This is a genomic window from Millisia brevis NBRC 105863 (genome assembly GCF_001552615.1).
Taxonomy (GTDB): Bacteria; Actinomycetota; Actinomycetes; order Mycobacteriales; family Mycobacteriaceae; genus Millisia; species Millisia brevis.
In genome coordinates this window covers 370,810-384,962 of the sequence record NZ_BCRN01000004.1, presented here as the reverse complement: position 1 = coordinate 384,962, position 14,153 = coordinate 370,810, and the positions used below count along the sequence as shown (strand labels likewise).

11 protein-coding genes are annotated in these 14,153 nt (G+C 66.1%); 1 reads left to right on the top strand and 10 read right to left on the bottom strand.

Annotation, left to right across the window (positions count from 1 at the left end; translation table 11 throughout):
- Positions 1-2,876 (bottom strand): AMP-binding protein (locus MB1_RS08290; RefSeq protein ID WP_169801624.1); only part of this gene is annotated, 2,876 nt, incomplete at its 3' end.
- A 219-nt stretch (positions 2,877-3,095) separates the two neighbouring features.
- On the opposite strand from MB1_RS08290, the gene MB1_RS08285 reads away from it, so the two are divergent.
- Entirely contained in the window at positions 3,096-6,152 is a 3,057-nt protein-coding gene (locus MB1_RS08285; protein WP_084351185.1) for an AMP-binding protein, read from the top strand.
- Positions 6,153-6,170: 18 nt separating this feature from the next.
- Here MB1_RS08285 and MB1_RS08280 read toward each other — a convergent pair whose 3' ends face one another.
- From MB1_RS08280 to MB1_RS08240, 9 genes are all read right to left on the bottom strand, one after another.
- The gene (locus tag MB1_RS08280; RefSeq protein WP_066905551.1) at positions 6,171-6,827 is read right to left on the bottom strand and encodes a response regulator; all 657 of its coding nucleotides are present in this window, start codon (positions 6,825-6,827) and stop codon (positions 6,171-6,173) included.
- Positions 6,824-7,870 carry a sensor histidine kinase gene (locus tag MB1_RS08275; protein WP_066905549.1) on the bottom strand — a complete coding sequence of 349 codons (1,047 nt, stop codon included), beginning with the start codon at positions 7,868-7,870 and terminating at the stop codon, positions 6,824-6,826. The genes MB1_RS08280 and MB1_RS08275 overlap by 4 nt, the downstream gene beginning before the upstream one ends.
- Positions 7,871-8,083: 213 nt before the next feature.
- A complete protein-coding gene (locus tag MB1_RS24970) occupies positions 8,084-8,509 on the bottom strand; it encodes a pyridoxamine 5'-phosphate oxidase family protein (protein WP_084351184.1) in 426 nt (141 codons plus the stop codon).
- 38 nt (positions 8,510-8,547) lie between these two features.
- Positions 8,548-9,633, bottom strand: a complete 1,086-nt coding sequence (locus MB1_RS08265) for an ACP S-malonyltransferase (RefSeq protein ID WP_218000205.1) — start codon at positions 9,631-9,633, stop codon at positions 8,548-8,550.
- The gene (locus MB1_RS08260; RefSeq protein WP_066905545.1) at positions 9,630-11,153 is read right to left on the bottom strand and encodes an FAD-dependent monooxygenase; all 1,524 of its coding nucleotides are present in this window, start codon (positions 11,151-11,153) and stop codon (positions 9,630-9,632) included. Before MB1_RS08260 ends, MB1_RS08265 begins: the two co-directional genes overlap by 4 nt.
- Positions 11,150-11,401, bottom strand: coding sequence for an acyl carrier protein (locus tag MB1_RS08255; protein ID WP_066905543.1), 252 nt, complete (start codon positions 11,399-11,401; stop codon positions 11,150-11,152). The genes MB1_RS08260 and MB1_RS08255 overlap by 4 nt, the downstream gene beginning before the upstream one ends.
- Before the next feature lies 1 nt (position 11,402).
- Positions 11,403-12,428, bottom strand: coding sequence for a beta-ketoacyl-ACP synthase III (locus MB1_RS08250; protein ID WP_066905541.1), 1,026 nt, complete (start codon positions 12,426-12,428; stop codon positions 11,403-11,405).
- Positions 12,418-13,143: an AAA family ATPase gene (locus tag MB1_RS08245; protein WP_066905539.1), complete on the bottom strand. Its 726-nt coding sequence runs from the start codon at positions 13,141-13,143 to the stop codon at positions 12,418-12,420. The genes MB1_RS08250 and MB1_RS08245 overlap by 11 nt, the downstream gene beginning before the upstream one ends.
- Positions 13,140-14,117 (bottom strand): AvrD family protein, encoded by a 978-nt coding sequence (locus MB1_RS08240; RefSeq protein WP_157083951.1) that lies wholly within the window; start codon positions 14,115-14,117, stop codon positions 13,140-13,142. Before MB1_RS08240 ends, MB1_RS08245 begins: the two co-directional genes overlap by 4 nt.
- Positions 14,118-14,153: the final 36 nt, after the last annotated feature.

Below are 14,153 nucleotides of genomic sequence, written 5' to 3'. Positions count from 1 at the left end.
TTCAGGCGGGCGATCAGCCGAAGCGCCGCCAGGCTGTCTCCGCCGATGGCGAAGAAACCGTCGGTCCGGCCGACCGGCTCCTCGAGCGGTGGATCGAGCGCAGCGGCGAACGCCTCGGCGACCAGTTGTTCGGTCGATGTCGCGGCCGCACCACCCGAACCGGTGGCGGCGCGCAGCGATTGCGATCCACCGGCCGCCAGTGCGATCCGATCGAGTGCGCCCGTACCCGTGACGGGAAGTGTCGCAACGGTCTCGAGCGTGTACTCGATCGATGGGCCGGCGACGGTCTCGATCAACTCCGCACGGGCCTGCCCGAGAATGCGGGCGACGTCGGCGCCGGGCTGCGGCAACAGCAGGGCACCGACCTGCGTGCTCTGCCCGACCGGCCGCAGCACGACCGCGGCGGCGAGCACTCCGTCGATCGCCCCGAGCAGGCTTTCGAGCGCGTCGACACGCACCGGGCGCCCGTCCGCCACCACGTCGACCGCGGCGCGACCGACCCCGACGACCTCGCCGTCGCTCGACCACAGTCCGCGATCTCCGGTCGGCACCGTCGCGCAGTCCCGGATCAGGTGGATCTCACCCACGACACCGATAGGAACGGCACGGCCGCGATCGTCGAGGATGCGAACTCCCATGCCCGGCACCGGGGTACCGAGGATCCCGGCGCGCCGGACGGCCACGGCGGGCTCGATGCTCGCGTCGCCTCCGGGATCGACCAGGACACCGATCAGGCCCGCTCCCCCGGCATCGGCGACGCTGTAGGCGGTCGCGATCCGAGTGCGCGGCAGCGCGGTCCGCACACCGCCGAGCAGCCCCGAGCGGACGGGTTCGGCGACCAGGGTCAGTCGAACCAGGTCACCGGGCAGGGCACGGTGCGCCATCATGTCGGCGATCGTGGTGGGAGCCGCGACCAGGTGGCCGGCGCCCGAGCGGGTCACCACTTCCCCGAGGCGGACGGGATCGGCTCGTTCGTCGGGCTCGGGCAGCACGAGCGTCCCGTCGGCGACGAGCACCGCCAGCGCCATCGCGCAGCTTTCGGCCGATCCGATCTCGGGAGCGATCACCACGGTTTCGACCGCCGACCGCTCCGGTTCGACGCCCGCGGACGTCTCGGTGGCGACCTGTTCGCGCGGGGAGACCGGCGCCTCCGGGATCAATGCCCGCACCCGATCCTCGAGGTGCCGGCGATCGAGGCCGACCACTCGGGTGCGACTGGGGGCCAGGAAGATCAAGGCGGTGGGCGAGGCGTCCCCAGCGGGAGCGGAGGGATCGGTCGAGGAGACCGCACCGGTGACCGCCCGGGTCTCGATCGCCCCATCGGCCCCTGCATCGACCACGACGCTCGCCCGGGAGGCGGCGAGCGCCGCATCGATGCCCGAACGTCCGGCGCGCAAGGTATCGCGCTCCAGCAGAGCACATCCGGCCCCGACGCGGAGCACCGCGATCAGGGTGACGATCCGGATCACCGGGTCGGAGGTGGCCACGGCCACCACATCGCCCGGCACCACTCCGGCCAGCACCAGGTCATCGGCGAGCCGCTCCGCGCGGTCGGCCAGCGCCTCGAAAGTGAGCTCGCCACCGGTGGTGCGCAGGGCGGGCCGCAGCGGCCGCAGCGGCGCACCCCAGAACGGGAATCCCAGGGGCTCCGCGCGATCCAGCGGCTCGCCCAGCAACGTCGAATGGGGTTCACCGGCCCGCGGAAGGTGCGCGAGGGGACGTTCGGGGCCCGCGGCCCAGATGCGGGCCAGATCGACCAGACGCTCGGCGAAGCCGCGCGCGTCGTGTCGGCCGGCGAGGGCGCCGGGGAAGGTTACCTCGACGGTCCGGGTCCGCCCGTTGGGGCGCACCACGATCGAGACATCGGCCCCGGGGGCCGGCGAGGTGCGGTAGGCAACGGGTTCGGCGAGGTCGGCGCCGAGTCGCAGGACCGGCGGTGGGTCGGTATGGACCGACAGCGCGATGTGCACGGGTATCGGGATCGGTCCGGATCGCAGGGCTCGTCGAGCCGAGGCCCGATGCTCCCGCGCTCGCGCGACGGTGGCCGCGACCGTGGAGATCAGCTCTCGGGGGGTCTGCCCACCGTCGATCCGAATACGCAGCGGCACCAGGTGATCCACCGGTCCGATCGCATCGACATCCGCGACGTCGACCAACCCGATGACCTGGTCCGCCAACCCCCACTCGTCGAAAGCAGCGCCGGCCACCAGGGCGGCCACCCGCACATCCTGCTCGGCGTCCACCGGGATCGCGGAGGTCAGTTCGGCGACCCGGCGGTCCACCACCGGCCCGCTGGGGCGGCGCGGGGTGCGGTCGGCCACCGTTTCGGCCGACAGGCCGGACAGTTCGTCGGCCCAGAAATCGGCCGTCCCCCGGTCTGCGGTCCGGTTGTCGCTCGCCCGGTCGTCACCGGCTCCATCGTCGAGGGCCCCGTCGTCGCCCGCCGGGAGCGTCGCTGCCCCCGCGTAGGCGCTTCCGATCCCCTCGATGATGCGGGCGAAGGACCGTTCGTCGGCCGCCGCCGGATGGACGGCCACCGTCAGCAGCCCACGATCGGCGCCGCGGTGGACGCGCACCCGAATCGCCGGTTGGGAGGCCAGGTCGATCGACTGCCGTCCCTCGGCGGCGAGAATGTCGTCGGCATCGAGCGGGCCGTCGTCCGCCGGGTCGAGTAATTGCAGCGGGTGCTCGGGGGTCGGCCGGACCGCGGCGCGCGGCGCCGAACGATCGACTCGGTAGACGGTGCGCAGGATCGGCGCGGACTCCACCACGGTGCGGATCGCGTCACTCAATCGGTTCAGATCGACATCGGAATCGATCCACCACGCCGCAACGTGCAGCTGAATCGATTCGGGCGCGGAGCGAACGATCCGCAAGATATCTTGCTGCGCCGGCGAGATTCGCGGTCCTCGGGTGGCGGGCTCTGTCCGTTCGGGGGCATTCGACAGCAGTCTCGACAGATTCAGGATGCTCGACTCAGACACCGCGATTCCTTCCGTCCGTCGGCCCTCGTGGACCGCAGCACTGAGAAATAGCATAGGCTAAGCTTTGCTCCCGTCCTGCCGTGATGGCCCCCACTGGAGAGCGGACTGCGGATGGCTGCCCCGATCGCCGACATCGTTGCCCTCACCCCCGTCCAGCGCGGTATGTACCTCGTCAGCGCCGGAGGTTCGGGAGTCGACCCGTACATCACCGCGTTTTCGCTGGATACCAGCGGTGTTCCCGTCGAGCGGGTGCGCGAGTGCGCCGCGGCGTTGATCCGTCGACATCCCCATCTGGCCGGTCGCGTCGTCGCCGACGGTCTGCCGCATCCGGTGCTGATCATCGGGTCGCAACCGGAGCCCGGCTGGGAGGAGGTCGACGTCCGGTCGGCCCCCGATCCGCAGGCCGCCGCCGACGCGGTCTACCAGGAGCATCTGCGGCGCGGCGTCGACCTCGACCATGGACCGTTGACCCGCATCGTGGCGATCCGCACGGCCGACGACCGGTACCGGCTGGGCGTGTACATCCATCACGTGGTGGTCGACGGCTGGTCGATTCCCATCCTGTTCGCGGAAATGCTGGCACTGCTGGCAGATTCGACCGTCGAACTGCCGGAGGCGCCGGCGGTGCGCGAGCACGCGGCCCGCTTGGCGGCGGACGACGAGGCGACCGCCCTGGCGGCGTGGACCGCCGAGCTGGTGGATCTGGCACCGATGCCGATGATCGCCGGGCCCGCCGTGGACGCCGACTTCCCGATCGTCGGCGAGCATCAACTCGGCGAGGCGGCCGGCGCTCGCGTGCGCGCCTGGGCGCGGGCACACGATCTGACGGTCAACACGGTGTTGCAGCTCGCGTGGGCGCGGGTGGTCGGCGCCCTGCTGTCCCGGCGGGACGTCGTCTTCGGGCAGACCTCCTCGGGCCGCGAGGGTGACATCCCCGGTGTCGAGGCGATGGTGGGCGCGCTGATCAGCACCGTTCCGGTGCGGGTGGCGGTCGATGACCGCTCGCCGGCCCAGGTCGGCGCGGATCTGCAGCGCCGCTTCGCCCGCCTGCAACCGTTCGGCCGGATCGGCATCAACCGCATCGCCGGCGCGGCAGCCCCCGGTGCCGCATCGGCCCCGGCACTGTTCGACACGCTGCTGGTGTACGAGAACATGCCGATCGTCGACCCCGGGACGCGCGTCGATCTGCCGGGCGGCGGCGCGGTGGCGGCCGGTCGGGTGGACTCCCCCAGCCATTTTCCGATCGCGATGGCGGTGTTGACGCTCGGCGATCGGGTGATCGCCCGCGCCGAGGTGCGGCCGGATCTGGTGGGCCGCTTCGATCCCGACCAGTTGGCGCACCGGTTCACCACCGTGCTCGAACGCCTGGTCGACGCCGACCGATTCGCGGATATCGATCCGTTGCTGCCCGATGAGGCTCCCGCGCTGACGGTTTCATTGGTGATCGGCGCCATCGATCGGACGGTCACGGCGGTGCTCGGCGAGGTCGACGGGTCCGCGACCGCGGTGATCGACCGGCACGGCGAGCAGACGTTCGCGCAGTTCCGGGCGGCGGTCGACCGGTTGGCGGGCGGACTGTGGTCGATCGGCGTCCGGCCCGGTGACGCGGTCGCGGTGGCCCTCGGTCGCGACCGCCGTGTGCTGTACGCCCCGTTTGCGCTGGCCCGCATCGGCGCGCTCTGCGTGCACCTCGATCCGGGGACGCCCGCCGGTCGGGTGGACACGATCCTCGGGGTATCCGGGGCGCGCCATCTGCTCGGCAACGCTGTCGGTCGCAGCGATGCGGCCGGGGTCCTGATCCCTGATCTCGACGGCGGCCTACCGGACGTCGTCGTCGATCCGGGCATCGTGTTCCCCGAGATTCATCCGGACGCACCGCTGTACGCGATCTTCACCTCCGGCACCACCGGCGTTCCGAAGGGTGTGGTCGCGACCCATCGCGGGCTGCTCAGCCTGTGGCGCCACCACGATCACCGGGTGCACGGGCCGACGGTGGCGCGGCTGGGCCGGCCGCTGCGGGTGGGTCACAACTGGTCCACCGGTTTCGACGCCGCCTGGCAGCCGACGATCGGGCTTCTGGGAGGGCATGCGATCGCCATGGTGCCCGACGAGATTCGCACCGATGCGCAGGAGTTGTTGGCGTTTGTCGAGCGGTGCCGGGTCGACTTCATGGAGACCTCGCCGTCGCTGTTCCTGCGGTTGGCGGACGCCGGTCTGGTCACCGGGCAGCCGGGCGCCGAACACTGTGGCCTGTCGATCCTGGGCCTCGGCGGCGAGGCGATCCACCGGGATACCTGGGAGCGGCTGCGCGGGTTGGCCGATACCCGAGTGGTCAACTTCTACGGGCCGACCGAGACGACCGTCGACGCGGTGACCGCGGAGATCTCGCAGTCGGCCGAACCGGTGATCGGCCGCCCGGTGGACGGGATGACCGCCGCCGCGCTCGACACCGGGCTGCGGCCGGTCCCGGCGGGCGGCTTCGGTGAGCTGTATCTGTCCGGGCCGCAGGTCACCATCGGCTATCTCGGGCGGCCCGGACTGACCGCGTCGACGTTCGTCGCGGCGCCCGGCGGTGAACGTCGTTATCGCACGGGTGATCTCGTCTCGATCCGCAGCGACGGCAATCTCGCCTATCTGGGTCGTATCGACAACCAAACCAAGATCAACGGCTTCCGGGTGGAGCCCGCCGAGGTGGCGGTGGCGCTGCGCCGGCTGGCGGGCGTGCGCAATGCCGAGGTGATCGTCGACCGCAGCAGAGGCCGCGACCGCCTCGCCGCGCTGGTGGTGTCGGAGCGGGATACCCCCGGCCTGCGCGCCGATCTGGCCCGCGACCTGCCGGCGTTCATGGTGCCGACCACGGTGGTGCACGTCGATCAGATCCCGTTGACCGACAATGACAAGCTCGACACCGCGGCCGCCCGCACCCTGGTGGCCGCCGCGTTGGCGCGACCGGAATCGGCCGATGAGGCGTTGGGCCCGGTCCACAAGCTGTTGACCGACCTGACCGGCCTGGGCATCGACGACTCCCCCGCCGACCAGGGCCTCGACAGCCTCGCGATCATGGACGTGGTCACCCGGCTGCGGCGTCAGGGCTATGCGGTCTCGCCGCACGACATCCTGGGCGCCGCCGATCTGCGGGAGCTGGCGCACATCATTTCCCGCTCGTAGCGGTGGCCCGACAGTAGATCACATTCCGTGACGGACGATCAGTCCCAACGCTGCCGCCCTGTTCACTGCATCGATCCGAGAGTTGGCCTGCAGCTTTGCAAACGAGCTGTGGAGATGCCTTTTTACGGTGCTCTCCGTGATGTTCAGCCGCTTACCGATCTGCCGATTGCTCAGCGCCAGCGCGGCCAACTCGATGACCTCCAATTCCCGCCTCGACAGTTCGGGCCGGTGCTCATCACCGCGGCCCAACGCGGAGGACGCCGAAATCGAGAGCACCATCCTTTCGGGATCGTGCCGAATCGTTTCCAACGCAGCGATAAGCTCGCGCCAACCCGTGCTCTTCAGTAGATATCCGCGAATACCCAAGGGTAGGAGTCGCCTCAGAAGGTCGGGCGAATCGTGCATGGAGAGCATGACGACAGCCGTATCGGGACTGGCCCGCCGGATGCCGGCGACCGTCGCAACCACATCGCCGGCGTCGATCTGTACATCCAGCAGCAACAGGTGCGGACGTAGCTCGCCGGCCAACCGAACGGCGCCGGAGCTCGAGGAGGACTCGCCGACGACCCGGAAAGGTGACCCGGAATCGAGCAGAATGCGCCGCACCCCGTCGCGAAACAGCGAGTGATCGTCGGCCAGCACGATGTCCATGACGTCCGTCGGCCCGCTGGTCATGCGGCTTCCGGCAAAGGAACATCGATCTGCACCCTGGTCCAGCCTTCACACGTCCGGGAGAAAACCACGGTTCCTCCGAGCTCACCTGCTCGTTCACGTATTGACATGATGCCGAAGCCACTCGGAAAATCGGACTCCGCGTCTATGTCGAATCCGACTCCGTCGTCCTCGATGACCACGGAGGCACCCTGTCCCCAGACTTGGGCCGATGCGCGTAGGCGAAGCGGGTGCCCGTGCGTGATGGCGTTTCTCAGTGACTCACACGCCATGACGACGAGTTCTCTCCGTATGTGTTCCGGTAGGCGCTGCTCGTCACCTTCGACCCGGACCTCGAGTGCCGGACCACCCAACAACGAGACGAACATCGTCAATTCGCCGGATATCGGTTCCCCGACCTCCACCCGCCTAAGGCCGGCCAGGATGCGCCGCATATCCCCCAGCGCCACCTGCAGGTTGGTTCGAGCGTCGAGCACCTTGCTGTGCACCTTCGCCGGGTCGACCGTCGAGTACAGATCCGCCGCCTCCAGGTCACTGTGCACGATTGCCAACTGCGAGGACAGTTCATCGTGAAGATCACGAGACAGTCTGAATCGCTCCGAACTCTTTTCGGATTCAATTCTCGAAATCAGCGAATGCACACACAGGACATGGCGGGAACCCATCATCGACATCAAGTTCCGAGCCAGGAGAACCGTCACTTTGGCAAAGGAATCGGAGGACCTGGAGCCGACCTCGGAGAGGCCAGACAAATGTCCAACCGCTATGGCGAACAATACGCTTGGAGCCGGAAGGCCCACGGCGTCATCGTCCTCGTCACGCGACCCCCCCAGTAGGGCGTCGAGTTCGGTATCTGTCAGTACGACGTTGTCGGACAACTCCTTGGACACCGTGTACAGCACCCTCAGCGCCGCCAACCGCCAGGCCGCCACCTCGTCCTCCGTACACAGATCGAATGGCTTGACCTTTCTGAGCTCGGCGATGTAATCTTGAACTATCTGCTCGGTAAGAGCCTGCATATAGGGCCCCTGAATAGCAAGGTCCACGGCGCCTCCAGTATCCAACCCTCGACTGGGCTCCAGGGAATGGTTTCACACGAATCCAGTGTGGATCCACATCCACTTCTATCCCAGCCCCGGAACCAGCTTGTGCTGGATCTCACAAGTCACCCCGGGAATCCGTCGAGATCGCAGCACGCCCACCGCGTGCACCTCCGACGAAGTCCCGAGCGCACCGGGAATACGGACATACCGACCGATCTACCAACCGCGCACGTTGCCGGGCACCACCACGATCGGTATCGAGAACTCGGAATGAAACTGGACGGAATCCATTCCGATCAATCCGAAGCGATCTCGGTACTTGATGTCGAATTCTGCCGTGGAGTCACTATCCGCACGGTCCGGCAGTTCGCCGGTGCCGGCAGCCACCACGACATGCTGAGAATGCGCGGTCTGCAAGTTGAACGACACCTCGGGGGTCCTTCGAATGTTGCCGATCCGAGCACTCCCCGGCTTACTGAAGAGCAGAATACGCTCGTCTTTTGTCCACAGAAACCAGATCGGGTTGGGCTCCGGACGGCCTCCCTTGGTAATGGTCGTCAACCATGCGATTTCCTCGGACGCAAGAAGTCCGGTCGCCACCCGCCCGAAAGGGGTGGAAAGATCCAGCCTGCCGGTTGTCACACGAGCCTCCTCAACACCTGATCGGGATTATTTGATAATCATGCAACATGGGTGGACGCCGTTGAATTCCCCACCCCGTGTTGGACCTTCATCTCCGGTGGAGCGGCAGCCCGGTGCTGCCCGGCCGGTTCGGTCGCGTTACCCGTCTCGACCTCGGTCAGGGCCTCCGGCGAGATAAGGGGCCGTCTGGCGACGTGCGGCAGGCCGTGCCGAAGCATCCCCGAAAGTACGCCGGCCGGCGGAAGCTCCACCGCCAGCGAGACACCCAGATCACCGAGACCTGCCATGCACAGATCCCAGCGAACCGGCTCGGTGATCTGGGCCACCAGTCGCACCATCGCCTCCGTACCGGTTTCGATCGTCCGACCGTCCGCATTCGACAACAATGGCCGGCTCGGATCCCCGGGGTCGACACGGTCCGCAACCCGAGCAAACATCTGCTGCGCAGGGCGCATGTACGCCGTGTGAAAGGCTCCGGCCACCTTGAGCGGCACCACCTTGACGTCGGCCGGAAGACGATCGGCGAGCCGCCGAAGCCGCTCCTGATCACCGGCCAGGACCAGTTGTCGGGAGCTGTTGACGTTGGCAGGCGTCAGACCGAGATCAGTCGCCACGGCAAGGATCGTCGGCACGTCCGGGCCCATGACGGCACTCATACCGGTTCGATCCAGTCCACACGCGGCCGCCATTGCTCGCCCGCGCGCCGCGGCGAGCACAACCGCTTCCTGCTCGGTGATCACGTCCGCGATCGCCATGGCGACCAGCTCTCCGACCGAATGCCCGGCCACCGGGGCCCATGCCGGAACGGACACCCTCTGCGCCAATCGCCGGTAGGCAATCAGCGCCGTTGCCACCAGCAGCGGTTGGGCGACCGCGGTATCGACAAGATCAGCCGCACTCGCGGTCGTCCCCAGGCCGAGCAGATCGACATCGCACTGTTGTGACCACACGTCCAGCAGTTGCCGAACATCAGTGGTCAACCAAGGAAGCAGCATGCCGGGACGTTGCGCGCCCTGCCCCGGTGCCAGGACGGCGAGACCGGACAGGCCTCGGCCGCCCGGATACGATTCATCCATCCCGGAAAGCTCCTCTCGCAGTTGGCCCCAGTGGGAAATCGGCCTCATCCCCGGCGGCTCAGCCGAGCGACTCTCTCGACATGCCCGTCGGGGCGGACGAGAGCCGCTACCGGTGCGCCCTGGTGAAACCACCCGTTCACGGCGCGGCGCGTCCCCCGAGTGGACGGAATCTCGACAACGGGCGCGCCCTCGGGGATCGCATCGCGGAATCGACCGGACACGTCGCCGGAGTACTTCTCGGCCGCCCTGTCGAAATTCCAGACTGCGACCGAATAGGAGTCGGTCGCGGTGCAGCCACCCGTGCCGCCGGCCATGCTCGGGTCCGGCAGTCGTCGACCGACCAGCCGATGTGAGCTGTGTGGCATCGGATACCGAACATCGGTTTGTGAGAGCGACGGTACGAGAAAACGCTGCACAAGACCAACCTTGTCCGCCACCAGGAATCCGACATCCCGAGCCATGCGACGGACCGTGCCCCGTGTCTGCGCGAACCTGATGATCGTCGCCGCCACCATCGATGTTCGGCGGGCTGCCTGCGTCCGTTCGGGTCCGTATTCTTCGAGCTTCGATTCGGGGAGCACACCGGAGATAACGCCGGCCAAACGCCATCCGAGGTTGATCGCATCCTGAAAACCGAGATTCAGGCCCTGCCCTCCGGCAGGGGAAACCACGTGCGCCGCGTCGCCGGCCAGAAAGCACCGACCGAACTGCATGCGACCGACCCGGCCACAGGACGGGCGGACGGCCCGCACGTACCTCAGATCGCCGACGACCAGGCCAGGCCCCATCCTCCGGTCGACACACCCCTGCAGGACGTTCTGCCAGTCGGCATCATCCGACGCTCCATTCAGATGTGGAATGTTGGCAGCCACGCGAAAGTACCCCTCGGGCATCGGGATTATCGTCAACACCCCGTCCTTCGAGTAGCAGTATCGCGCACGCTGCGCGTCCATGCCGTCGATGCGCGCGTCGGCGATCAGATAGGTCACGTCGGTAGCGTCGCCGAGCAACTTCTCCCCAATGGCGCTGCGAACCTTGCTCCCGGCCCCGTCGGCTCCGACCAGCCAGCCCGGAGCGAATCTCGTGACGGCTCCATCGCCGCTTCGGAGGGTGACCAACGGGCTGAAACCGCCCGGACCCGGTTCGACCTCGACAACCTCGGTGTTGTACTCGACCGTTCCTCCCAGTTCCTCGAACCGTCTCCGCAATACCGCTTCGGTCAAGCGCTGCGGGATGGAGAGCACGAACGGAAAGGCGGAGTCCGACATTCGATTGAACCGGGCAGTTCCGAGGCGCTTTCCGTCCGAATAGTATTCGATGATCGGGACCCGGTTCCCGAGCTTTATCAGTTCCGAGACGACACCGATACGTCCAAGGACCTCGAGGGACCTCGGGATGATCAGAATCGCTCGTGAATGCGGGTCCGTATAGCCGGCTTCCGCGTTCCGCTCCACGACCCGAACGGATACGCCCTGACGACGAAGATCACAGGCAATCGTCAGGCCGACCGGCCCCGAACCGACGATCAGTACCGAATGGTCGCCCCCGACGCCGGCGCTCGTGTTCATGCGGCAATCCTCGGTACGAGGGATTCGGCGATCTGATTGATGGTTTCGGAACCATCGAATTCATCATCCTCGATCTGAATCAGGTACTTGCGCTCCAACAGGACCGCCAGATCGACCAGCATCAGCGAATCCACGCCGAACGTCTCCAGGGGCGTATCGGGATTCAATGGACCGGCCGGACCATCCGACTCCAGAACCTCGACCACCGCTGTCGAGACGTAGGCTGCAACTTCGACTTTCTCGGTCATGTTACGCGACCTCTCTGTTCGTGTGGCTGAGATACGACGCCGCCATTTTCGGCCAGGTAAGCGCGATCGACCCCCATGTCAAGCCGCCTCCGAATGCCGTCAGTACCAGTAGATCACCGGAACCGAACGCGTCCACAGCACCGTGGCACATAGCGAGCGGAATCGAAGCGGCCGAGGTATTTCCGACCACATCAATATTGCTCACCAGCTTGTCGCGAGATATCGACATCTCGTCGGCAACACCCTGAAGGATGCGAATATTCGCCTGATGCCCAACTACCCAATCGACATCCTCGACAGTCCAGCCCGCCCTCGCGATCACCTGCCTGCTCGATCCGGTCATATGCGCGATCGCCTGCTTGTAGGTCGCCTTCCCGTCCATTGTGAAGTACCTGGACGACGTGGCAGGCGAGCGCCTCGACCCGCCCGAAGGCACGCTGATCAGTCGACGATTTCCGCCGTCGCTGCCGAGATCGACAGCCAGCAGAGCCCCCGGCGACCCGATGGACCCGGCCTCCAGAACAGCCGCACCGGCACCATCGCCGAATATCGGCATAGTGGTGCGATCACTCGGATCGAGGATCGACGAGAACTTGTCCGCTCCGATCACGAGGACCCGCTCGAACTGGCCACTCATAATATGCGCAGATGCAATTCCCAGCGCATAGACGAAACCGGAGCAGACCGCGGCCACGTCGTACGCCGGAATCGGGCCGAGACCCAGAGCATCCGCCACCCACGGCGCCGTCGCCGGACAGGGATAGTCGGGCGTCGTGGTAGCGAGAACGATCAGATCCACGCCGCCGCCCCCGGCCGCTTCGAGCGCCCTCGCTCCGGCCCGGACCGCCAGATCGCCCGTCGAAGTATCCGCATCCGCGACGCGACGTTCTCGAATTCCGGTGCGCGAGAATATCCATTCGTCCGAAGTGTCGAGCAGGCTGGATATCTCCCTATTGGAGACCACCGTTTCGGGTACGTATCCGCCGAGTCCCGTCAGGACCGCAGCACGCCCGGTGTCACGCCGCATCGACGGACACCGCCCGACTCGTCTCGTCCCGGGTATCCAGCGATGCGTACTGCTGCTTCGCACGAACGACCGCTTCTTCCACCGTCATTACTCGAGGCAGGTCGAATACGGTGGCAATCGCCTCCAGGCGTTCCTCGATGCTCCCCGAGACGACATGGTACGGAATGCTCAGTTCGTCGAGAGTTCGGAGCAGCTTCTCGTCCGACATCCGTCGAAAATTGTCGTTCACCGGCCGGTGACCGTCCTCCGCCAGCGGCAGCTCGTTGCGAAGGTGAACAAACACGTCGAAGCTCTTCTTCACGTGCCTGAGAAGCACCTTACCCACCTGGTTCATCACGTCGTCGAAGAACTCCAGTTCGGGGGTCGCCGGCACCGATTTACCGGGCCCCAGAGCGGCGGACTGGTTCGGATTGATGCCCACGTACACACGTATGGAGCCGTAGATCCACTCCTGAAGGGAACACCCGTCGGAAATGAATCCGGAGCGGAGTCGATACTCGTGCACCACCCGATCGCAGTGCCGCTCCACAATCATCTGGAGCAGTTCCGCTGCCGTGCACTCCTCGAGCGTCTTGCCCGGAGCGGCGAACGGGAGAATCTCCCGCATCGTCATGGCCTGGGTGCGCGGGATACCCGTGAAATTCGACAGAGCAAAGGCTGTCAGAGTCTTTCCCGACGAATAGGTTCCGGTGATACCGATTCTTGGCGCGTTCATTGATTTACCCCCTGACTCACGGGAAGCTGGTGGGCGACGGCGCAACGGAACGATATGCCTCCAACCGAAGCCGAAATCGTCCCCGCCCGCCACACTTGCTGTCCCTTTCGAATGATCCGCGGATTTACGATCGACGCGTGGGCAGCGATGTCCTCATCGACATCCTCCATCTCCCGCGAACTCTGCAATTCGACGCTTCGCATCCACAGAGTATTCGACTCCTCGCGTCGAATATCATCCATTGAATACAGAATGGCCTGGCCGAGCTGCAGGCCGATCACGAATGCATCAACAAGCGTGAGCTTGTCGGCCCTTCTGGAATCCAGCGACTCCACCATGGCGAAGGACTCTCGGTCCTCGTGGACATGCGCTGCCGCGTGGGCCGACGTTCCCGCCAACTCGACGTTCCCGATATCTATCAAGCGGCGACGGAACAGCTCGCCGTACAGACCATCATGTCGTGGTTCGACCAGACCTCGCGCCTGCTCGACCGAAATGGATGGAATTTCCACCCGAGTGGAGACCATCATCCCGCCCACCGATGTCTCGGTCACCAATTCCGCCGAATCCTCCGACGTGGTCCGCCACTCGGTAACCCTGGTATGGACCTGCACGTTGCCCAGATCGTCCTCTACGGGACGCCTGGGCGCCTTGATGCTCATCCCAGCGATCCGACAGGAAGCGAGGTCGGCCGGAGAAATATCGAACATATTCCGCACCAAGCACTCCGTGAATATCGCACCAACGATGATTCCGTCGAGAGTGCTGAGGTGCGGTACTTGCGCGCCCACCTTCTTGGTGGACCAATTGGTGGGAGGAACAATCTTCACAGAACACGACACGTCGCTGAGAATTGATCGTTGGAGAACCCTGGCGGGCCCTTTCACATACTCGACGCGTCGATACCCGGATCCGAAGAATCGCTCCGATGACGGACCCAGTAGCGAGTCGATGCTGACTGCCGAGATCTCCATGATTGCCACCTCTCCCGGATAGCGCGCGGCTATCCC

Bases quoted from the DNA above. Each gene is read 5' to 3' on its own strand.
- MB1_RS08285 (WP_084351185.1), top strand. From the start codon at position 3,096: ATGGCTGCCCCGATCGCCGACATCGTTGCCCTCACCCCCGTCCAGCGC.
- MB1_RS08280 (WP_066905551.1), bottom strand. From the start codon at position 6,827: ATGACCAGCGGGCCGACGGACGTCATGGACATCGTGCTGGCCGACGAT.
- MB1_RS08265 (WP_218000205.1), bottom strand. From the start codon at position 9,633: ATGAGGCCGATTTCCCACTGGGGCCAACTGCGAGAGGAGCTTTCCGGG.
- MB1_RS08260 (WP_066905545.1), bottom strand. From the start codon at position 11,153: ATGAACACGAGCGCCGGCGTCGGGGGCGACCATTCGGTACTGATCGTC.
- MB1_RS08255 (WP_066905543.1), bottom strand. From the start codon at position 11,401: ATGACCGAGAAAGTCGAAGTTGCAGCCTACGTCTCGACAGCGGTGGTC.
- MB1_RS08250 (WP_066905541.1), bottom strand. From the start codon at position 12,428: ATGCGGCGTGACACCGGGCGTGCTGCGGTCCTGACGGGACTCGGCGGA.
- MB1_RS08245 (WP_066905539.1), bottom strand. From the start codon at position 13,143: ATGAACGCGCCAAGAATCGGTATCACCGGAACCTATTCGTCGGGAAAG.
- MB1_RS08240 (WP_157083951.1), bottom strand. From the start codon at position 14,117: ATGGAGATCTCGGCAGTCAGCATCGACTCGCTACTGGGTCCGTCATCG.